The sequence below is a fragment of the Xanthobacter sp. NM-25 genome (genome assembly GCF_022138605.1).
Lineage (GTDB): Bacteria > Pseudomonadota > Alphaproteobacteria > Rhizobiales > Xanthobacteraceae > Xanthobacter.
Genome location: NZ_JACBFS010000004.1, coordinates 262,104 through 281,850, shown reverse-complemented (window position 1 = coordinate 281,850; position 19,747 = coordinate 262,104). Strand labels below are relative to the sequence as shown.

20 protein-coding genes are annotated in these 19,747 nt (G+C 67.0%); 13 read left to right on the top strand and 7 right to left on the bottom strand.

Annotated elements, in window-relative coordinates:
• Positions 1–307 precede the first annotated feature (307 nt).
• Both MEU52_RS13010 and acnA read right to left on the bottom strand, forming a co-directional pair.
• Positions 308–1,042, bottom strand: coding sequence for a DUF1223 domain-containing protein (locus MEU52_RS13010; RefSeq protein WP_238122708.1), 735 nt, complete (start codon positions 1,040–1,042; stop codon positions 308–310).
• 156 nt (positions 1,043–1,198) lie between these two features.
• A complete protein-coding gene (gene acnA, locus MEU52_RS13005) occupies positions 1,199–3,895 on the bottom strand; it encodes an aconitate hydratase AcnA (protein ID WP_238122707.1) in 2,697 nt (898 codons plus the stop codon).
• A gap of 162 nt (positions 3,896–4,057) precedes the next feature.
• Between acnA and ccmA the strand changes: the two genes are divergently transcribed.
• A complete protein-coding gene (ccmA, locus tag MEU52_RS13000) occupies positions 4,058–4,720 on the top strand; it encodes a heme ABC exporter ATP-binding protein CcmA (RefSeq protein WP_238122706.1) in 663 nt (220 codons plus the stop codon).
• Positions 4,720–5,388: a heme exporter protein CcmB gene (gene ccmB, locus MEU52_RS12995; RefSeq protein ID WP_238122845.1), complete on the top strand. Its 669-nt coding sequence runs from the start codon at positions 4,720–4,722 to the stop codon at positions 5,386–5,388. Before ccmA ends, ccmB begins: the two co-directional genes overlap by 1 nt.
• Position 5,389: 1 nt before the next feature.
• Here the strand turns inward: ccmB and MEU52_RS12990 are convergent, their stop codons facing one another.
• Positions 5,390–5,755, bottom strand: a complete 366-nt coding sequence (locus MEU52_RS12990; protein ID WP_238122705.1) for a winged helix-turn-helix domain-containing protein — start codon at positions 5,753–5,755, stop codon at positions 5,390–5,392.
• 179 nt (positions 5,756–5,934) lie between these two features.
• Here MEU52_RS12990 and MEU52_RS12985 point away from each other — a divergent pair, with 179 nt between their 5' ends.
• The 5 genes from MEU52_RS12985 to moeB all read left to right on the top strand — a co-directional run bounded on the left by MEU52_RS12985 (position 5,935) and on the right by moeB (position 9,574).
• Positions 5,935–6,864, top strand: a complete 930-nt coding sequence (locus MEU52_RS12985; RefSeq protein WP_238122704.1) for a LysR family transcriptional regulator — start codon at positions 5,935–5,937, stop codon at positions 6,862–6,864.
• A 319-nt stretch (positions 6,865–7,183) separates the two neighbouring features.
• Positions 7,184–7,915 carry a heme ABC transporter permease gene (locus MEU52_RS12980; protein ID WP_238122703.1) on the top strand — a complete coding sequence of 244 codons (732 nt, stop codon included), beginning with the start codon at positions 7,184–7,186 and terminating at the stop codon, positions 7,913–7,915.
• A gap of 7 nt (positions 7,916–7,922) precedes the next feature.
• On the top strand, positions 7,923–8,102 hold the full coding sequence (gene ccmD / locus MEU52_RS12975; RefSeq protein ID WP_238122702.1) for a heme exporter protein CcmD: 180 nt from the start codon (positions 7,923–7,925) through the stop codon (positions 8,100–8,102).
• Positions 8,099–8,719 carry a DsbE family thiol:disulfide interchange protein gene (locus MEU52_RS12970; protein WP_238122701.1) on the top strand — a complete coding sequence of 207 codons (621 nt, stop codon included), beginning with the start codon at positions 8,099–8,101 and terminating at the stop codon, positions 8,717–8,719. The genes ccmD and MEU52_RS12970 overlap by 4 nt, the downstream gene beginning before the upstream one ends.
• A 48-nt stretch (positions 8,720–8,767) precedes the next feature.
• A complete protein-coding gene (moeB, locus tag MEU52_RS12965) occupies positions 8,768–9,574 on the top strand; it encodes a molybdopterin-synthase adenylyltransferase MoeB (RefSeq protein WP_238122700.1) in 807 nt (268 codons plus the stop codon).
• Between the two features lie 93 nt (positions 9,575–9,667).
• Here the strand turns inward: moeB and MEU52_RS12960 are convergent, their stop codons facing one another.
• The gene (locus MEU52_RS12960) at positions 9,668–10,669 is read right to left on the bottom strand and encodes a 2-hydroxyacid dehydrogenase (protein WP_238122699.1); all 1,002 of its coding nucleotides are present in this window, start codon (positions 10,667–10,669) and stop codon (positions 9,668–9,670) included.
• Between the two features lie 192 nt (positions 10,670–10,861).
• Between MEU52_RS12960 and MEU52_RS12955 the strand changes: the two genes are divergently transcribed.
• The 5 genes from MEU52_RS12955 to kdsA all read left to right on the top strand — a co-directional run bounded on the left by MEU52_RS12955 (position 10,862) and on the right by kdsA (position 15,860).
• Positions 10,862–11,368 carry an SH3 domain-containing protein gene (locus MEU52_RS12955; protein WP_443267093.1) on the top strand — a complete coding sequence of 169 codons (507 nt, stop codon included), beginning with the start codon at positions 10,862–10,864 and terminating at the stop codon, positions 11,366–11,368.
• A 118-nt stretch (positions 11,369–11,486) separates the two neighbouring features.
• Entirely contained in the window at positions 11,487–11,900 is a 414-nt protein-coding gene (secG, locus tag MEU52_RS12950) for a preprotein translocase subunit SecG (protein WP_238122697.1), read from the top strand.
• Between the two features lie 152 nt (positions 11,901–12,052).
• Positions 12,053–13,681, top strand: coding sequence for a CTP synthase (locus MEU52_RS12945; RefSeq protein ID WP_238122696.1), 1,629 nt, complete (start codon positions 12,053–12,055; stop codon positions 13,679–13,681).
• Positions 13,682–13,997: 316 nt separating this feature from the next.
• Entirely contained in the window at positions 13,998–14,870 is an 873-nt protein-coding gene (locus MEU52_RS12940; protein ID WP_238122695.1) for a VOC family protein, read from the top strand.
• Positions 14,871–14,957: 87 nt separating this feature from the next.
• Entirely contained in the window at positions 14,958–15,860 is a 903-nt protein-coding gene (gene kdsA / locus MEU52_RS12935; RefSeq protein ID WP_238122694.1) for a 3-deoxy-8-phosphooctulonate synthase, read from the top strand.
• 45 nt (positions 15,861–15,905) lie between these two features.
• Here kdsA and MEU52_RS12930 read toward each other — a convergent pair whose 3' ends face one another.
• Positions 15,906–16,916, bottom strand: a complete 1,011-nt coding sequence (locus tag MEU52_RS12930) for a hypothetical protein (RefSeq protein WP_238122693.1) — start codon at positions 16,914–16,916, stop codon at positions 15,906–15,908.
• 29 nt (positions 16,917–16,945) lie between these two features.
• Positions 16,946–17,398 carry a preQ(1) synthase gene (gene queF / locus MEU52_RS12925; protein ID WP_238122692.1) on the bottom strand — a complete coding sequence of 151 codons (453 nt, stop codon included), beginning with the start codon at positions 17,396–17,398 and terminating at the stop codon, positions 16,946–16,948.
• Between the two features lie 277 nt (positions 17,399–17,675).
• Between queF and eno the strand changes: the two genes are divergently transcribed.
• Positions 17,676–18,959 (top strand): phosphopyruvate hydratase, encoded by a 1,284-nt coding sequence (gene eno, locus MEU52_RS12920; protein ID WP_238122691.1) that lies wholly within the window; start codon positions 17,676–17,678, stop codon positions 18,957–18,959.
• Positions 18,960–19,069: 110 nt separating this feature from the next.
• Here eno and MEU52_RS12915 read toward each other — a convergent pair whose 3' ends face one another.
• Positions 19,070–19,744, bottom strand: a complete 675-nt coding sequence (locus tag MEU52_RS12915; RefSeq protein WP_238122690.1) for a MarC family protein — start codon at positions 19,742–19,744, stop codon at positions 19,070–19,072.
• Positions 19,745–19,747: the final 3 nt, after the last annotated feature.

The following is a 19,747-nucleotide window of genomic DNA, read 5'->3' as shown; positions in this document are numbered from 1 at the left end:
GCGTGGCCGAAGGATCACGGCTTCGTTAATGGAATCACAGTGTCGCCGGATTTCGGCCCATCGCGCGCCGCGGCGGCGGGAGATAGTCCTTCTCGTAGCAGGGCCGGTTCGTGAGGCGCTCCGGTCTATCCCAGCCCCCCCAGCCCCCCGGGGTGCATCCGAGCCGGCCACTGCTATACATCGACTTCAGACCCCCAAAGTTGCCGCCCCTCCGGGCGGCTTTTTTTTGGCCCGGGCGCATGGCGGCGACCGCGGGCACGGGCCGGGTGACGCGGCGCGTCGGCCGCAGGCCTGGCGGCCGAGGGGGTTATTTCAAGGGGAAGGTGGCGGCCCCGAGGATCGGGCCGGGAGCGGCGGGGCTGCCGGCTTGCAGCAGGATCACCACCGCATCTGCGTCCTCGCGCTCCAGGGATGCGAGCTTGATGTGCAGCCGGCTGCTGCTGCCATCCCAGCGCCCGATCTTCACCCAGCCGCGCACTACATTGGAATAGGTGACGCTGCGGCCGCCATTTTCGCCGCGGCCGATGGCGACCGTCTTCGAGCGGGCCACGGGGCAGGCCCAGAATTCCGCCCCCTCCGGGGGCACGGCTGCCGGGCTCGCTTCGATCTCGAGGTTTTCACCGGCGCGTTCGAGCTTCAGGGCCACCGGCAGGCCCCGCGGCGCGGCACCCCGCTCAAGCAGGGCGCGCTGCAGCGCCGGCTTGTCGCTGCCTTTGACGGCAACCACACCATCGACGATGGCCTGCGGGGTGAAGACCTTATGGTCCGCCCGGCGATCGGCATACGCCTTCTGGCGCATGGAGTGGCCGTGCAGGGCCAAGGTGTCCTTCCAGCCGATGTAGTCCCAATAGTCCACCGGCATGGTGAGGGCGATGATGTCGGGATCCTTGGCCAGCTCGCTCAGCAGTGCATCCGCCGGCGGGCACGAGGAGCAGCCCTGGCTCGTGAACAGCTCCACCACCGCTCGCGGCTGGCTCTGTGCCGCGGCCGGGGTGGCCGCAAGAGCAAAGGCGAGGAGGAACGCGGAGCGGAATGGAATCATCGCGGCAAGGTCGACACCGAAAGAGGGGCTGCTGGTGGGATAGCGGAGCGGAGGCGGGGGCACCAGTCACAAAGGGGTGTCATGCCGCACCGCAGCGGCCAAAAAGAAGCCGGCCCGGGTTTCCCCGGGCCGGCTGTGTTCAATCCCCTGGCGGGATCAGGCCGCGAGCGAGCGCAGCACGTAGGGCAGGATGCCGCCGTTGCGGAAATAATCGAGCTCATCCAGCGTATCGATGCGGCAGATGAGGTCGACGTTCTTCACGGAACCGTCGGCGAACTTGATTTCCGCGGTCAGGGTCTGGCGCGGCTTCAGATCGCCCTCGATGCCCTTCAGGGTGACGACTTCGTCGCCCTTGATGCCGAGGGTCTGCCAGCTCTCGCCGTCCTTGAACACCAGCGGCACGATGCCCATGCCGACCAGGTTCGAGCGATGGATGCGCTCGAACGACTGGGCGATCACGGCGCGCACGCCGAGCAGCTTGGTGCCCTTGGCGGCCCAGTCACGGGACGAGCCGGTGCCGTACTCCTTGCCGGCGAACACCACCAGCGGCACGCCCTCGGACTTGTACTTCATGGCGGCGTCATAGATCGGCAGCTGCTCGCCATCCGGATAGTGGATGGTCACGCCGCCTTCCACGCCGGGCACCATCTGGTTCTTGATGCGGATGTTGGCGAAGGTGCCGCGCATCATGACTTCGTGGTTGCCGCGGCGGGTGCCGTACTGGTTGAAGTCCACCGGGCGCACCTGATGGTCGATCAGGTACTTGCCCGCCGGGGACGACTGCTTGATGGAGCCGGCCGGCGAGATGTGGTCGGTGGTGATGCTATCGAGGAACAGGCCCATGATGCGGGCGTCGATGATGTCCTTCACCGGCTCGGGCTTGATCTCCATGCCGACGAAATAGGGCGGGTTCTGCACATAGGTCGAAGAATCCTGCCAGGCATAGGTCTGGCCGGTGGGCACTTCGATCTTCTGCCAGTTCTCGTCGCCCTTGAAGACGTCCGAATACTTTTCCTTGAACATCTTTTTGGTGACGTTCTCACGGATGCACTCGGCGATCTCCTTGTTGGAGGGCCAGATGTCCTTGAGGTAGACCGGCTTTCCGTCCTTGTCCTCGCCCAGGGGCTCGGTGGTCAGGTCGATCTGCAGGGAGCCGGCCAGCGCATAGGCCACCACCAGGGGCGGGGAGGCGAGGTAGTTCGCCTTCACGTCCGGGTTCACGCGGCCTTCGAAGTTGCGGTTGCCGGAGATCACGGCGCCGGCCACCAAGTCGTTCTTGTTGATGGCTTCGGAGATGGCCTCCGGCAGCGGACCGGAATTGCCGATGCAGGTGGTGCAGCCGAAGCCCACCAGGTTGAAGCCGAGCTTGTCGAGATCATCCTGCAGGCCGGAGGACTTCAGGTAGCCTTCCACCACCTGGGACCCCGGCGCCAGCGAGGTCTTCACCCACGGCTTGGTCTTCAGGCCCTTCTTCACGGCCGCCTTGGCGAGCAGTCCGGCAGCGATCAGCACCGAGGGGTTGGAGGTGTTGGTGCAGGAGGTGATGGCGGCGATCACCACGTCGCCATGACCGAGGGTGTAGTCGGTGCCGGAGACGGGCACCTGCTTGGCCACTTCACCGGCCTTCTTGAACTCGCCTTCCAGGGCGGCGGTGAAGCCGGCCTTGGTGTCGGAGAGCAGCACCCGGTCCTGCGGGCGCTTGGGGCCGGCGAGGGAGGGCAGCACGCTGGAAATGTCGAGCTCGAGCGTGTCGGTGAAGACCGGATCGGGCGTGTCCTTCTTGCGCCACATGCCCTGGGCCTTGGAGTACTTCTCCACCAGCTTGACGCGACGGTCCTTGCGGCCGGTCTCGTCGAGATAGTCGATGGTCTCCTTGTCCACCGGGAAGAAGCCGCAGGTGGCGCCGTATTCGGGAGCCATGTTGGCGATGGTGGCGCGGTCGGCGAGGGACAGGCTGTCGAGGCCGGGGCCGTAGAATTCCACGAACTTGCCCACCACGCCCTTCTTGCGGAGCATCTGGGTGACGGTCAGCACCAGGTCGGTGGCCGTAATGCCTTCCTTCATCTCGCCGGTGAGCTTGAAGCCGATCACCTCGGGGATGAGCATGGAGATGGGCTGGCCGAGCATGGCCGCTTCCGCCTCGATGCCGCCCACGCCCCAGCCCAGCACACCCAGGCCGTTGACCATGGTGGTGTGCGAGTCGGTGCCCACCAGTGTATCTGGGTATGCAACCTCCACCTTCTTACCGTCGATGGTCTCGTCACGCAGCCACACGGTCTGGGCGAGATACTCAAGGTTCACCTGGTGGCAGATGCCGGTATCCGGCGGCACCACGCGGAAGTTGTCGAAGGCGCTCTGGCCCCACTTCAGGAAGCGGTAGCGCTCCTGGTTCTGCTTATATTCCTCGTCGACATTCTTCTTGAACGCCGAATCGGAGCCGAAGAAGTTGACGATCACCGAGTGGTCGATGACGAGATCGACGGGCACCAGCGGGTTGATCTTGGCCGGGTCGCCGCCGAGCGCCACCATGGCGTCGCGCATGGCGGCGAGATCCACCACGGCCGGAACGCCGGTGAAGTCCTGCATCAGCACGCGGGCGGGGCGATAGGCGATTTCCTTCTCAGCCTTGCCCTTGTTGTTCAGCCAGTCGGCGACCGACAGGATGTCGTCCTTGGTGACGGAGCGGCCGTCTTCAAAGCGCAGCAGGTTCTCCAGCAGGACCTTCATGGTGAAGGGCAGGCGGGACACGCCCTCGAGGCCGTTCTTCTCGGCGGCTTCAAGGCTGTAATAGACGTATTCGTGGTCATCCACCTTCAGGGTGGTGCGGCACTTGAAGCTGTCGAGGGATGTCACGGCGCGTTCTCTCCGTTTCAATGACGACCAACGCCAAATCGCCGGTGGTGGAGAGGCACCCCACCACCTTGGACGGCGTGGTTTGGCGGCTTTATAGAGCCATTTCAAAGCGCGGTCATGCGATAAGAACAGGCAATCCGCAATGCATCCAAAGCAGGGGTCATGACGGTTCCTCCCATCACCGCCCTCCGGGGCGAGGGCTTGAGTTGCCGTCGCGGCTTCAAGACCCTGTTCCAAAATCTCGATCTTCAGGCGGAGGCGGGCCGCGCGCTGGTGGTCACCGGACCCAATGGGGTCGGCAAATCATCGCTGCTGCGGATTCTCGCCGGATTGCTGGAGCCGAGCGCCGGCGCCGTGCGGCTCGCGGGTTGCGCCGCGGAAGCGGGCCTGCGGGAGCAGGTCCACTATCTCGGCCATGATGACGCCCTGAAGGGGGCCCTGACGGTGCGCGCCAACCTTGAATTCTGGCGGGCAGTGCTGGGTCCCACGGGCCTGTCTGTGGACGAGGCGCTGGAGGAGGTGGGGCTGGGCGGACTTGGGCGGCTGCGCGCCTCGGTGCTGTCGGCGGGGCAGAAGCGACGGCTCGCCATTGCGCGCCTCCTGGTTTCGCGCCGGGCCGTCTGGATTCTCGATGAGCCCACCACTGCCCTCGATGTGCGGGCGCAGGCCCGCTTTGCGGCGTTCGGCCGGGCGCATCTGGCCGAAGGCGGCATTGTGATCGCCGCCACCCACGCCCCCCTCGATCTGGGCGAGAGCGCGGGTCTGGACCTTACCGCGCAGGGCAGCAATGCGGCGGGCGCAGACCTTGGGGAACTGGAGCCATGATGGGTGCATTCTTCGCCGTGGTGCGGCGCGATATGGCCCTCTCCCTGGGGGCGGGCGGCGGGGCCGGGCTCGGCGTGGTGTTCTTCCTGTCGGTGATCACCGTAGTGCCGTTCGCCGTGGGGCCGGATCTCGTCCTGCTGGCGCGGATCGGTCCGGCGATTCTCTGGGTGGGCGCGCTGCTGGCGAGTCTCATCGGGCTGGAGCGCCTGTTCGCCGCCGATGTGGAGGATGGCTCGCTGGATGCCCTGAGTCTCTCGTCCATGCCGCTGGAGCTCACCGCCGCCGCCAAGGGCCTGGCCCATTGGCTGGCCACCGGCCTGCCGCTGGTGGTGGCAGCCCCGGCCTTGGCGTTGATGCTCAATCTGGAGCCGGCGGCGATCGGCGCCGTGGTGCTCACCCTGTTGGTGGGCACGCCCGCCGTCACCTTTCTGGGCCTGGTGGGGGCGGCGTTTGCCGGGGCCTTCCGCCGGGGTGGGCTGCTGATCGCCGTTCTGGTGATTCCCCTGGCCATTCCGGTGCTGATCTTCGCCGTTTCCGCCACTTCGGCGGCAGTGAGCGGCCCGGTGCCCTTCGGCACGCCGTTCCGTGTGCTGCTCGGCCTCGCCCTGTTCGCCATCGTGCTGGGGCCGGTGGCTGCCGCGGCGGCCCTGCGGGCGGCGCGAGGCTAGCTCAGCGGGCCTCGTCGCCGGCGGCGGGCGCGGCCGACAGTTCCGCCTGCAGGGCCGACAGATGCAGCTTGGCGGCTTCGGTGGCGGCTTCCTCGATGGCCCGATAGCGGGTCACCACGGCCAGGCCGAGGGGGGTGAGGGCCGTGCCGCCGCCGTGCTTGCCGCCGGTGCGGGCGGAGACCAGCGGGCTCTGGAACAGGCCGTTCAGCTCCTCCACCAGTTCCCAGGCCCGGCGATAGGACATGTTCATGGCCCGGCCGGCGGCCGAAATGGAGCCGAACGCCGCGATCTTTTCCAACAGCTCGATCTTGCCCGGGCCGAGCCGGCTGCCGGGTTTCAGATCAATTCTCACGCTCAGCGACGCCATCACGGATTCCTGCGCACATCATCGCCCAAACGGCCGCCCGTGGCGGCGGCCGTGCACATCTGCGCGAGTGCGCGGGTGGGTGCCGGGCCGGTTCCGCACTCTAGCAAATGCGTCCCTCGCTTGTCGCTATTCCCATCCCGATATAACGTGAGCCTGTGTATCGAAAGAGGATGATGGCCATGTTCGTGCGCCAACTGCAATATCTTGTCGCGGTCGCGCGCGAGGGTCATTTCGGGCGGGCGGCGAGCATGTGCCAGGTCTCCCAGCCCACCTTGTCGGCTGGCATCCGGCGCCTGGAGGAGGAGCTGGGGCTGCCTCTGGTGATCCGCTCCCATCGCTTCCTGGGCCTGACGGCGGAAGGCGAGCGAGTGCTCGCCTGGGCGCGGCGCATGGTGGCCGATTATGATGGCCTGCGCCGGGAGCTGTCCGGCACCGTCTCAGGCTTGTCCGGACAGGTACGGGTGGGGGCGGTGGCGGCCACGGTGCCTACGGTGTCGGCGCTGCTCCACGGTTTCTGCGCCAGCCATCCGGCCGTGCGGGTGCAACTGCTCGCTTTGACCGCCGACGGTGTTCAGCGCAGCCTGGACGGGCGGGAAGTGGACGTGGCGGTGACGCTGGCGGAACTCGTGCCGTTGCAACGGGTCCGCGGCATCGCCCTGCGACGCGAGAGCTATGTGGCGGTTTCGCAGGTGGCGGCCGAGGCGCGCGACAGCATCACCTGGGCCGAGGTTGCAGCGCAGCCGCTGTGCCTGCCCACCGGCGATACAGTGACCCGGCAGGTGATCGACTCGGTCTTCTCGGCGCTCGGGCTGGCGCCGGAGCCGCGCTTGGAGGTGTCCGATCTGGTGGGGCTTTGGGCGCAGCTGCGCGCCGGTGGCTGGACCGGCATCGTGCCCGAAAGCTGCCTTGAAACCCTCGGTCTGCCCGCCGGATTGGCGGCGGTGCCGCTGGTCTCTCCCGAACGGCACAGCACCGTGGGTCTTCTCATGTCCGATCGTGAGCCGGCGGCACCGCTGGCGGCCGCGCTGCTGGCCCACGCGGAGGCGGCAATTGTGCAGCCCGCCGCTGCTTCCACACCACTCCGGGAGCCTGAGCTGGAGCGGGTGTGAACGACGGGGACCGCGGGCACCGGGCGCAGTCGCCTGCGTCCGGTGCCTCCTTCGGAACACTCCCACCACGGAGTTCCTGCGCCCCTTCGCCGTGTCGCGGCCATCTGGCGGAGGGCAAATCCTCTGTCTTGCGCGCCGTCCGGGCGCCGCTCAGCAGGGCGCCGCGTTCGCGCGATTACGTTATATTCTTTTAAATATAGCGATGGTCAAGCCTCTCCATCGCCGGACGCGGGCGGGGCCTGTGGCGGTGTGGCCTGCGACGGTGAGGCCAGGGGCTGCCCGCTTCCCTCCGTCGCCGGGGCGCTCTAGAAGGCTTCTCATGCCGGTGCTCGACCTTGCCAACCCTGTTCGCTTCATGAAGCTCTCCGACCGCGTGCTGCCGTGGCTCGCGGCGGCGGCGGTGGCGGTGCTGTGCGTGGGCTTCGTGCTCGCCTTCCGCGCCCCGGCGGACTACCAGCAGGGCGAGACGGTGCGCATCATGTACATCCATGTGCCGTTCGCCTGGCTCGGCATGTTCGGCTACACCATGATGGCGCTCTCTTCGATCGGTATTCTGGTCTGGCGCCACCCCCTGGCCGACGTGGCCCACAAGGCCGCGGCGCCCATCGGCGCGACTTTCACCGCGCTGTGTCTCATCACCGGCTCCCTGTGGGGCCGGCCCATGTGGGGCACCTATTGGGTCTGGGATGCGCGATTGACCTCCATGCTGGTGCTGCTGCTGCTCTACCTCGGGGTGATGGCTCTGCGCGCGGCGATCGAGGATCCCAACCGGGCCGGCCGGGCGGTGGCGGTTCTCACCCTGGTGGGCTTCGTCAATGTGCCCATCGTGAAGTTCTCAGTGGATTGGTGGAATACGCTCCACCAGCCGGCCTCGGTGTTCCGCATGGGCGGCTCGACCATCGACGGCAGCCTGTTGTGGCCGCTGATGACCTGCGCTGTCGGCTTCACCTTGGTGTTTCTGGCCCTGCACATGCTGGGCATGCGCACCGAGATCTTGCGGCGGCGGGTGCAGGCGCTGGAAGCGCGCGCCGCGGCCGAGGCCATGGCGTGAGCGGATTATGACCCATTTCATCTTCATCGCCGCATCCTACGGTGTGTCCCTGCTGGGCCTCGTGCTGCTGACCGGGTGGATGGTCGTCGCCTATCGGGGCCAGCGCCGGGCGCTGGCGGACCTGGAGGCGCGCGGCATCCGCCGGCGCGCCCGCATGGCCGGCACCGAGCCCGTGAGGTCCTCATGACATCCGCACCTGAGCATCCCTCCGCGCAAGACACCACGGTGGCAAGGCCACGCCGGCGCCTGTGGGTCGTGGCGCTGCCCCTGGTGCTGTTCCTGGCGCTGGCGGCCCTGTTCCTTTCGCGGCTGGAGAGCGGCGGCGATCCCTCGCGCGTGCCGTCGGCCCTGGTGGGCCGCGCGGCGCCGCACACGGTGTTGCCGGCGCTGGAAGGGCTGACGCGGGAGGGCGCTGCGGTGCCGGGCCTCGATGTGGCAGCGTTGAAGGGCAAGCCGGCCCTGGTTAACGTCTGGGCCTCCTGGTGCGCCCCCTGTCGCGCGGAACATCCGCTGCTGATGGAACTGGCGAAGGACCCGCGCATTGCCGTGGTGGGCCTGAACTATAAGGACAAGCCCGACAACGCCCGGCGATTCCTCGGCCAATATGGCCTGCCTTACAGCGCCGTCGGGGTGGATCCGGCCGGCCGCCTCGCCATCGACTGGGGGGTCTATGGGGTTCCGGAAACCTTCGTGCTCGATCGCAACGGCGTCATCGTGCACAAGTTCGTCGGGCCGCTGACCCCGGAGAGCGTGCGCGGCACCCTGCTGCCCCTGCTCGACAAGCTGAGTGCGCCGGGCAGCTGATGTCCCGCCCCCGCGAGGTGAGCCCGAGGCAGGCCTGAGGTGAAGCCCATGGCTTTTTCCGCTGAAGAGATCGAACGTTATGCCCGTCATATCGTCCTGCGCGATGTCGGCGGGCCAGGCCAGCAGAAGCTGAAGGCCGGCCGGGTGCTGGTGGTGGGGGCCGGCGGGCTCGGCGCCCCGGCGCTGCTCTATCTGGCCGCCGCCGGCGTCGGACGCCTCGACATCGTCGACGATGACACCGTGTCCCTGTCGAATCTCCAGCGTCAGGTGATTCACCGCACGGCCGATATCGGTCGGGCCAAGACCGACAGCGCGCGCGATGCGCTCCACGCGCTCAACCCACATGTGGAACTGGTCACCCACGGGCAGCGGCTTGATGCCGATAACGCCATGGCCTTGATTGGCGCCGCCGACGTGGTGGTGGACGGCTCCGACAATTTCGCCACCCGCTATCTCGTCTCCGATGCCTGCGCGCTGGCCGCGACGCCCCTGGTGACGGCGGCCCTTGGCACCTTCGATGCGACCGTGACCACGCTGCGCCCCCATGAGCGCGGACCCGACGGGGTGCCCAATCCCACCTACCGCTGCCTGTTTCCCGAGCCGCCTCCGCCAGGCACCGTGGCGCCCTGCGCCGAGGCTGGGGTTCTCGGCGCCCTCGCCGGCATGGCCGGTTCCATCGCGGCGTTGGAGGCTATCCGTGTCCTGGTAGGCTTCGGCGAGGGGCTGGTGGGGCGCCTTCTGATGATCGACGCGCTCTCCATGCGGTTTGAAACCCTGAGCTATGGCTGGGATCCGGAAAATCCGCTCACCGGCCACCATCCCACCATCACCGACCTGAGCGCCCACGCGCGCTGAGGCCTGTTCGGCCCGATTGCGCCACCGGCAAAGAAAAACCGCGCCATCCGGGGATGGCGCGGCGTCAGATGGGGTGTGCGGTGAACCCGAGGATCACAGCATGGCGGGCAGCACGCGATCCGGCGGGCGGTGGCCGTCCATGAAGGTCTTGATGTTGACGATGACCTTCTCGCCCATGTCGATGCGGCCCTCGAGGGTGGCGGAACCCAGGTGCGGCAGCAGCACCACCTTGCCCTGGCGGGCGAGGCGCACCAGCTTGGGATTGACCGCCGGCTCCTGCTCGAACACGTCGAGGCCGGCACCGGCAATCTCGCCGGCTTCCAGCAGACGGGTGAGGGCGTTCTCGTCGATCACTTCGCCGCGGGCGGTGTTCACCACGTAAGCGTCGTTCTTGAGCAGCTTGAGCCGCCGGGCGGAGAGCAGGTGGAAGGTGGCCGGCGTGTGCGGGCAGTTCACCGAGATGATGTCCATGCGGGCCAGCATCTGGTCGAGACTGTCCCAATAGGTGGCATCCAGCATCTCTTCCACACCGGTGGGGAGGCGATGGCGGTTGTGGTAGTGGATCTGCAGGCCGAACGCCTTGGCGCGGCGCGCCACCGCCTGGCCGATGCGGCCCATGCCGATGATGCCGAGGCGCTTGCCCCAGATCCGCCGGCCCAGCATCCAGGTGGGGGACCAGCCGGGCCACTCGTCCTTCTCGGAGATCATCACCTGCGCGCCCTCGGCGAGCCGCCGCGGCACGGCGAGGATGAGCGCCATGGTCATGTCGGCGGTGTCCTCGGTGAGGACGCCGGGCGTGTTGGTGACGGTGATGCCGCGATTGAGGGCGCTCGCCACGTCGATGTGATCGACGCCGTTGGAGAAGGAGGCGATCAGCCGCAGGTTCTCGCCGGCCTGGGAGAGGACGGCGGAATCGATACGATCGGTCACCGTCGGCACCAGCACATCCGCCGTCTTCACCGCTTCGACCAGCGCGGCCTGATCCATGGGCGTATCGTCCACGTTCAGGTGGGCGTCGAAGAGCTCACGCATGCGTGTCTCGACGGATTCGGGCAACTTGCGCGTGACGACGACCAGCGGTTTGCGGCGCACCATGGGCACTTCCCATTCCCCATTTCTTAACACTTCTCGTTCCGTCTATCAGACAGGCGGGGAAACACAAGGCATCCGGCGCCGCACGCCCTTGACGGGGTGGCCATGCCGGCGCACTCCCTGCTGCCCGAAACCGTGGTGCGAAAGGATCTCCTGATGCTGTCGATGGCGCGAGCCCTTCCCCTCACCGGCCTCATGCGGAGCCTGCCGGCATTGGCGGTGGCGCTGGGTGTGACGCTGGCGGCAGGAGCGACCCGCGCCGCCGAGGACGGAACCTCGGGCCTGCCGGTGCCGCGCTTTGTCTCGCTCAAGGCGGACAAGGTGAATGTGCGCAACGGACCGAGCCGCGATCAGGATGTGTCGTGGGTGTTTTCCCGTTCAGGTCTGCCGGTGGAGGTGACCGCGGAGTTCGAGACCTGGCGGCGGATTCGCGATGCGGATGGCGCCGAGGGCTGGGTCTATCACTCCATGCTGTCGCTGCGACGCACCGCGCTGGTGGCCCCGTGGCTGAAGGGCAAGACCGTGCCGCTCCGCGCCGAGGCGATTCCCGAGGCCCGGCTGGTGGCCAATCTGGAGCCGGGGGTCCTGGGCACGGTGAAGTCCTGCGACGGCAAGTTCTGCCGGCTGGTGGGCGACGGCTTCGACGGCTATGTGCTGCAATCCCAGCTGTTCGGCGTCTATCCCAACGAGAAGATCGACTGAGGGTGACCCACCCGCACACGCGTGACCGGCAGGCCTTCCCTCCCGCCGTTTGATCGTGTAGATGACCCCCGACTGACGCGCCGGGCTGAGCGGCTATGGCGCGAACAAGATGGATTCCATGCAAACGGTTCTGATCGTCATTCACCTCTTGGTGGTGCTCGCGCTTATTGGCGTGGTGCTGATCCAGCGCTCCGAAGGCGGCGGTCTCGGCATCGGCGGTGGCGGTGGCGGCGCTGGTGGCGGCTTCTTCACGGCCCGCGGCACGGCCAATGTGCTCACCCGCGTCACGGCGATTCTCGCGGTGCTGTTCTTCATCACCTCGCTGTCGCTGACCATCGTTGCGGGCTGGGGCCGCGCCCCGCGCTCGATCCTGGCGCCGCAGGGCCAGTCGCAGGGCGCCCCCGGCGTTCCTCAGAGCGGCGGCACGATTCTCGATCAGATCCGGCCCCAGGGCGCGCCTGCTCAGGGTGCGCCGGGCGAGGCCGCGCCCGCGGCTGCTCCGTCGGGGCCGCAGGTTCCGCAGTCCCAGTGATGCAGTCCAAGTAACGCATTCCGTTCAGCGGTCGTCATTCGATTGTCGCGGCGGATGAGCCGCAGCGACATGTCATCCCCCAAGGCGAAGGTGAGGCCGATGTCGGCTTCGCCCTCGCCGAATCGCGTTTGCACGAGGTAAGGTCAAGGCCCATGGCGCGCTATATCTTCATCACCGGCGGCGTCGTGTCCTCCCTGGGCAAGGGTCTCGCCTCCGCCGCTCTCGGCGCGCTGCTTCAGGCGCGCGGCTACACGGTTCGTCTGCGCAAGCTCGATCCGTATCTGAACGTCGATCCGGGCACCATGAGCCCGTATCAGCACGGCGAAGTGTTCGTCACCGACGATGGCGCCGAGACGGATCTGGATCTCGGCCATTACGAGCGGTTCACCGGGCACCCGGCCACCAAGCAGGACAACATCACCACCGGCCGCATCTACCAGGACATCCTGGCCAAGGAGCGCCGCGGCGACTATCTGGGCGCCACCATCCAGGTGATTCCGCATGTCACCAACGCCATCAAGGACTTCGTGCTGGAAGGCAACGAGGGCTTCGATTTCGTGCTGGTGGAGATCGGCGGCACGGTAGGCGACATCGAGGGCCTGCCCTTCTTCGAGGCGACCCGCCAGCTGAAGAACGAGCTGCCACGTGGCCACGCCATCTTCATCCACCTGACCCTGCTACCCTTCATCCCCTCGGCTGGCGAGGTGAAGACCAAGCCCACGCAGCATTCGGTGAAGGAGCTGCGCTCCATCGGCATCCAGCCCGACATTCTCCTGTGCCGCACGGACCGCGAGATCCCGCGCGAGGAGCGCCGCAAGCTGTCGCTGTTCTGCAATGTGCGGGAGAGCGCGGTGATCGAGGCGCGCGATGTGGACAACATCTACGCCGTGCCCTCCGCCTATCATGCGGAAGGCCTCGACAAGGAAGTGCTGGCGGCCTTCAACATTGAGCCGGCCCCGGCGCCGAATCTCAAGCGCTGGACCGATATCGAGAAGCGCGTGCGCAATCCCGAGGGCGAGGTCACCATCGCCATCGTGGGCAAGTACACGGGACTGAAGGACGCTTACAAGTCGCTGATCGAGGCCTTGGCCCACGGCGGCATCGCCAACCAGGTGAAGGTCAATCTCGACTGGATCGAGAGCGAGACCTTCGAGCGGGAAGACCCGGCCCCGTTCCTGGAACACGTGCATGGCATTCTGGTGCCGGGCGGTTTCGGCCAGCGCGGCGCCGAGGGCAAGATTCGCGCGGCCCGCTTCGCCCGCGAACGGCAGGTGCCCTATCTCGGCATCTGCTTCGGCATGCAGATGGCGGTGATCGAGGCGGCGCGGAACCTCGCCGGCATCGAGAATGCCAATTCGACCGAGTTCGGCCCCACCTCCGAGCCGGTGGTGGGCCTGCTCACCGAATGGCTGCAGGGCAATGAACTGCAGCGCCGCAACGCCGCCGGCGATCTCGGCGGCACCATGCGGCTGGGCGCCTTCCCGGCACACCTGGAAGCCGGTAGCAAGGTCGAAGGCATTTATGGCAAGCGCGACATCTTCGAGCGGCATCGTCACCGCTATGAGGTGAACACCGCCTATCGCGAGCGGCTGGAACAGCAGGGCCTCATCTTCTCCGGCATGTCTCCCGATGGACTGCTGCCGGAGATCGTGGAGCACCGGAATCACCCCTGGTTCGTGGGTGTGCAGTTCCATCCTGAGTTGAAGTCGCGGCCGTTTGATCCGCATCCATTGTTCGCGTCCTTCGTTGGGGCGGCCATGGAGCAGAGCCGACTGGTGTGAGGCCCAAAGGGCCTCTAACATTCTGAAAATGTTGCCATGAGCGAGGCGGCGGTAGCATATTCCGACCCTAGCTCATGGCTTTTTTGTGCCGCTGCCGCGGCGGAAGCGTCACATTTCCTTTTCACAAATCCGGCCTTGTGCCGTTAAGGTCGGGCGCGCCTGCCCGGGACTGCCGGCTGGCCCATGTTTGACGTGCGGGCGACAGCTCCCCGCAAGAATAGTGGAGCATATGCTCCAACCCATTGGCTTTATGCTGTTTTGTCCGCGCTTGCAGGGTTGCCCGTGGCCGGACGTCCTCCAGAAAAAAGGAGATGCCATGCGACGCGGCCTCGACCACGTGGTCCATCTGGTCCGGGACATCGACGCGGCAGGTGAGATCTATGACCTGCTCGGCTTCACCGTCGGATCGCGGAATGTCCATCCCTGGGGCACCGAGAACCGGATCGTCCAGACGCCTGGCTTTTATATCGAACTCCTGCAGATTTCAGATGCTGCGAAGATCCCGCCTGCGGCGGAGGGGCAGTTCTCCTTCGGCGGGTTCAACGCCAATTTTTTGGCCAGCGCCGGCGAGGGCCTGTCTATGCTGGCCGTGGAGGGCAGTGACGCCGCCACCGAAAAGACGGTGTTCGATGATGCTGGATACGGCGGCTTCGATGTGCTGAGCTTTTCCCGCAAGGCGCGCCGGCCGGATGGGCAGGAAGTGGACGTCGGCTTTTCCCTGGCCTTCCTTCAGGATCCGGCTTCGCCGGACTTCGCCGCCTTCGCCTGCTCCCAGCACCAGCCTGAGAACTTCTGGTCCAACGATCTTCAGCGTCATTCCAACATGGTGCACGCGGTGGCCGGCGTCGTGCTCGTCGCCGACACGCCGGCGGATCACGTGCGCGCTCTGAACACTCTGGTGGATGTGCCCGTGCTGCGTGCGCGGGACGACTGGTATGTGGCGCAGACCCCGCGCGGCGAGATCGACATCATGAGTCGGGCCCTGTTTACCGAGCGCTATGCCGTGCCGGCGCCCGGCGGCGAAGGCCTGCGGATTGCCGCGGTGCGGTTCAAGACCGATGGTGCCGCCGAGCTGCGGCGCGCCCTGGCGGCGCGCCGCATGGTGGAGGAACGGATCGCGGGCATCGTGGTTGTTCCTCCGCGGGCGGCGGTCGGCGCGGTTCTTGTGTTCGAGCGCGAGGAAGCCTAACGGAAGGGCGCCGGCACACCTCGCCGCCCGCCCGACCGGCGCGGTGGCGGGGCCGCTGCCCCGGCGCCCCGCCGCGAGGAGATGCCCATGAATGCCCCCGTTCCGACCTCTGGCGCGCCGCTGGGCGCTCCTCTTGGTGCTCCTCTTGGCGCACAGGCCACGGTGGCTGTCGGTGGCGTGGAGATCGGCAACGACCGGCCCCTGGCGTTGATCGCCGGGCCCTGCCAGATGGAGAGTCGCGACCACGCCCTGGAGGTGGCCTCCGCGCTCAGGGAGATCACCCAGCGGCTGGGCATTGGCCTGATCTTCAAGACCTCCTTCGACAAGGCCAACCGCACCTCTCTGTCGGCGGCGCGGGGGCTTGGGTTGGAGGCGGCGCTGCCGGTGTTTGCGGAGATCAAGTCCAAGCTCGGCCTGCCGGTGCTCACGGATGTGCATGAGAACGACCAGTGCGCCATCGCCGCCGAGGTGGTGGACGTGCTGCAGATTCCCGCCTTCCTGTGCCGCCAGACCGACCTGCTGCTGGCGGCTGCCGGCACTGGCCGGGTGGTGAATGTGAAGAAGGGGCAGTTCCTGGCGCCCTGGGACATGGCCAATGTGGTGAAGAAGCTGGTGGGTGCCGGCAACAGCCAGGTGCTCGTCACCGAGCGCGGCGTGTCCTTCGGCTACAACACCCTGGTGTCGGACATGCGGGGCCTGCCCATCATGGCCAAGACCACCGGGGCCCCGGTGGTGTTCGACGCCACCCATTCGGTGCAGCAGCCCGGCGGGCAGGGGACTTCGTCCGGTGGCCAGCGGGAGTTCGTGCCGGTGCTGGCGCGGGCCGCCATTGCGGTGGGCGTGGCCGCGGTGTTCATCGAGACCCATCCGGATCCCGACAAGGCCCCCTCCGACGGCCCCAACATGGTGCCCCTCAGCCAGCTGGAGGAACTTTTAGCCACCCTGCAGGCGTTCGATCGGCTGGCCAAGGCCCATCCCGTCTCCATCTGAGCCGGGGCCGGTGCGGCGCAAGGCGCCCGTCAGCGGGCCGCCGCGTCAGTTCGGTGCCATGAGCTGATGGCGGTTCCGGTCGTAGCGCCACATGGCGCCCGGCCGCACCTGAAACCCACCGATCGCCCGTTCGATGGTGTTTTCGCAGGCGTGGTCGAACTGCTGCCGCAGGGCCGCCTCGCCGGCCCGGGTGAGGTAGATTTCCGCCGCCGCATAGGCGCGGTAGGAATGCTCGGCGGCGCTGTCATCGCCTGGGGCGAAGGCCAATCCCGCGCAATCCTCTGTGCGGAAGGGCAGGCCGGCGATCAGCGGCTCGTGTGCGAATGCCAGGCCATCGAGCCGCAGAAAGAATGGCAGGTCGGCCAGGAACTGCGCCTCGTCCATGGAGTGCACGGCGGCAAACACCTGCGCCACCTTGCGCGGGCCGTCCTGCAATTGCTCCAGAATGCGCTGCTCGGTGAGGGACAGGCCGCTGTGCGGCGCCGGCAGTTCCGACAGCAGCCGGCGCAGGGCCGGAACCAGATAGGGCAGGGCCGGCTGGCGGGTGGAGACGAACGCGGCGAGTGCTGTTGGAGTCGGCGCGGTAAAGGCGGCCCACGCCTCCAGCGCTGTTTCCAGCTGAGCGCTCGACACCGGGGCGCGATGCCGCTCCTGGGCCCGCACCTCATCGGGCCCCATCACCCCGATGTAATGGTCGCACTGCACCAGATGCAGACCCATGCGCTCCGGCTCGTGGGAAAAATAGTGCAGCAGCTGGATGAGCTGAAGCTGATCATACAGGTCATGCTCGAACCACAGCTCCACCTCGCCATAGGCGGAATGGACGTCCAGCTGTGCGTCCCGGTGGGCGAAATCCGCGCGCACGGCGTCCAGCGGCAGGCCCAGCGCCTGCGAGAGGAAGCTCGCCCGGGCGTCGGAGACATCATCCAAAAGATCGCCGGCCGGCACCGGGCCGTCGTGCAGCATGTCCTGCCAGGGCAGCAGATGACCGGAGATCTGCGCGGCCCGCATGCGGTCTACCGCGCCGTCACCGTTGGTGACGATCAGCTTTGGCATCGATGCATCCTCTCCTTGCCCGGTTCCGCTCAGCCGCGGCCGCGATAGGGCGCAACCCCCGTGTCAGGTAACCACGCTGCGGCCGGCAAGGTTCCCGTCTGCCAGAAGACATCGATGGGAATTCCGCCGCGCGGATACCAATAGCCGGCGATGCGCAGGTATCGCGGGGCCAGCAGCCCGGCCAGCCGCTTGCCGATGGCGACGGTGCAATCCTCGTGGAACGCCCCATGGTTGCGGAACGAGGCGAGGTAGAGCTTCAGCGACTTGGATTCCACAAGATACTGATCGGGCACGTAATCGATCACCAGATGGGCAAAATCCGGCTGTCCGGTCACCGGGCACAGGGAGGTGAATTCGGGGCAGGTGAAGCGCGCGACATAATCGGTGTCGGCATGGGGGTTGGGCACGCGGTCGAGCTGTGCGGTCTCCGGCGAGGCGGGAAGCTCGGTCTGGGCGCCGAGCTGCAGCGGGCGTTCCGTCATTCGGTTTGTCCCTTGGGTTGGCGGCGCGGGGCATAGCCGCCTCTCGGCCGACGTTCAACCATAATGCAGGCCCGGATGCGGCGCCCCCTTCGCAGGAAGGCCCGATCGCGCTAGAAGCTGCGCGCTCACCACCGCGTCTGACCAAGGGGCAGCGCGGGCCGAAAGGCGGGTCGCAGCGACCTTGGCTGAGCAACAGCTGCGACGGGTTCTGCCGAGGAAAGCGGATCGGCCGCTTTTCCGCATCCGGCGCAGGGACGAGATGAGGGAAGGACCGTTCATGACCGCCATCGTCGATATCATTGGCCGGGAAATTCTGGACAGCCGCGGCAATCCGACGGTCGAAGTGGACGTCGTGCTCGAAGACGGCTCCATCGGGCGGGCGGCGGTGCCGTCGGGCGCCTCCACCGGCGCCCATGAGGCGGTGGAGCTGCGCGATGGGGACAAGGATCGCTATCTCGGCAAGGGCGTGCTGGCCGCGGTCGATGCCGTCAATGGCGAGATCTATGACGCCCTGGGCGGGCTGGAGGCGGAGGATCAGGCGCATCTCGATGCCACCCTGCTCGCCCTCGACGGCACGCCGAACAAGGCGCGGCTGGGCGCCAACGCCATCCTCGGTGTCTCCCTGGCGGTCGCCAAAGCCAGCGCGATTGCCAACAACCTGCCGCTCTACCGTTATGTGGGCGGCGTGAACGCGCGCACCCTGCCGGTGCCGATGATGAACATCGTCAACGGCGGCGCCCACGCCGACAACCCGATCGACTTCCAGGAATTCATGATTCTGCCCGCCGGCGCGGAGAGCTTCTCCGAGGGCCTGCGCTGGGGCGCGGAGATCTTCCACACCCTGAAGAAGGGCCTGAAGGACGCCGGCCACAACACCAACGTGGGCGACGAGGGCGGCTTTGCCCCTAACCTGGCGTCCGCCGAGGCCGCGCTCGATTTCGTGCTCAAGGCCATTGAGACCGCTGGCTTCAAGCCCGGCGAGGATGTCTATCTCGGCCTCGACTGCGCCTCCACCGAGTTCTTCAAGGATGGTGCCTACCATTATGAGGGCGAGGGCAAGGTCCGCGACGTGGAAGCCCAGGTGAAATATCTGGCCGATCTGGTGGCGGCTTACCCCATCGTCAGCATCGAGGACGGCATGGCCGAGGACGATTGGGCTGGCTGGAAGCTGCTCACCGACACCATCGGCACCAAGTGCCAGCTGGTGGGTGACGATCTGTTCGTTACCAACGTGGAGCGCCTGTCGCGGGGCATCAAGTCCGGCGTCGGCAATGCCATCCTGGTGAAGGTGAACCAGATCGGCTCGCTGACGGAGACGCTGGACGCCGTGGAGATGGCGCACAAGGCCGCTTATCGCGCCGTCATGTCCCACCGCTCCGGCGAGACCGAGGATTCCACCATCGCGGACCTGGCCGTGGCCACCAATTGCGGGCAGATCAAGACCGGCTCCCTCGCCCGCGCGGATCGCACCGCCAAGTATAACCAGCTGCTGCGCATCGAGCAGGAGCTGGGCGATACCGCCCGGTATGCCGGCAAGGCGGCCCTGAAGGCGCTGGCCTGAAACTCCGCCGGTGTGCCTGGGGTCCTGCGGCAGGGGTGCGCCGGCCGATCGCTGAAAAGATAAGGGGGCCTTGTGGCCCCCTTTTTCATGTGAGCTGGAAGGCCGAGGGCTCAGGCCGGCACGGCGCGGATGTCGTTGATCAGCTCGTGTACGCCGATCCAGACGATCTGCAGGCCGATGGCGAGCAGAATGAAGGCGAACAGCCGGATCAGTACGCTCGTTCCCGTGCGCCCCAGAACCCGTTCGATGGCGGGCGCCTCGCGGAAGCAGAAGTAGACGGTGAGCGAGATGGCGAACAACCCCGCCAGGGCGCCGAGGATCTCGCTCATCATGTTGGTGAGGTCGTGGGTCGCTACGGCGGCGGGTCCGGCCGAAAGGGCGATGGCGGTGGCAATGGCGCCCGGCCCCACGGTCAACGGAAGCGTGAGCGGATAGAAGGCCTGGTCGAGCGCCTCACTGTCATCCAGGGAATCCGTGGCGGTTTTGTCCGCGGGCTTGTCGTCCGAATGCAGCATATGCCAGCCGACGGAGGCGACCACCAGGCCGCCCGCCACCCTCAGCACGGGCAGTGTGACGCCAAAGAAGAGCAGAACCTTCGCGCCGACGACCATGGTCGCCACCAGCAGCAGGAAGCCGAATATGGCCACCTTGCGTGCCACCAGCTCGCGCGTGCGTGGGGAGCAGCGCTGAACCAGCGTGACAAAGATCGGAGCACTGCCGAGTGGATTGACGACGGGAAAGAGCGCGGCATAGACCGCGACGAATACGTGGAAGAATGAACTCATCCG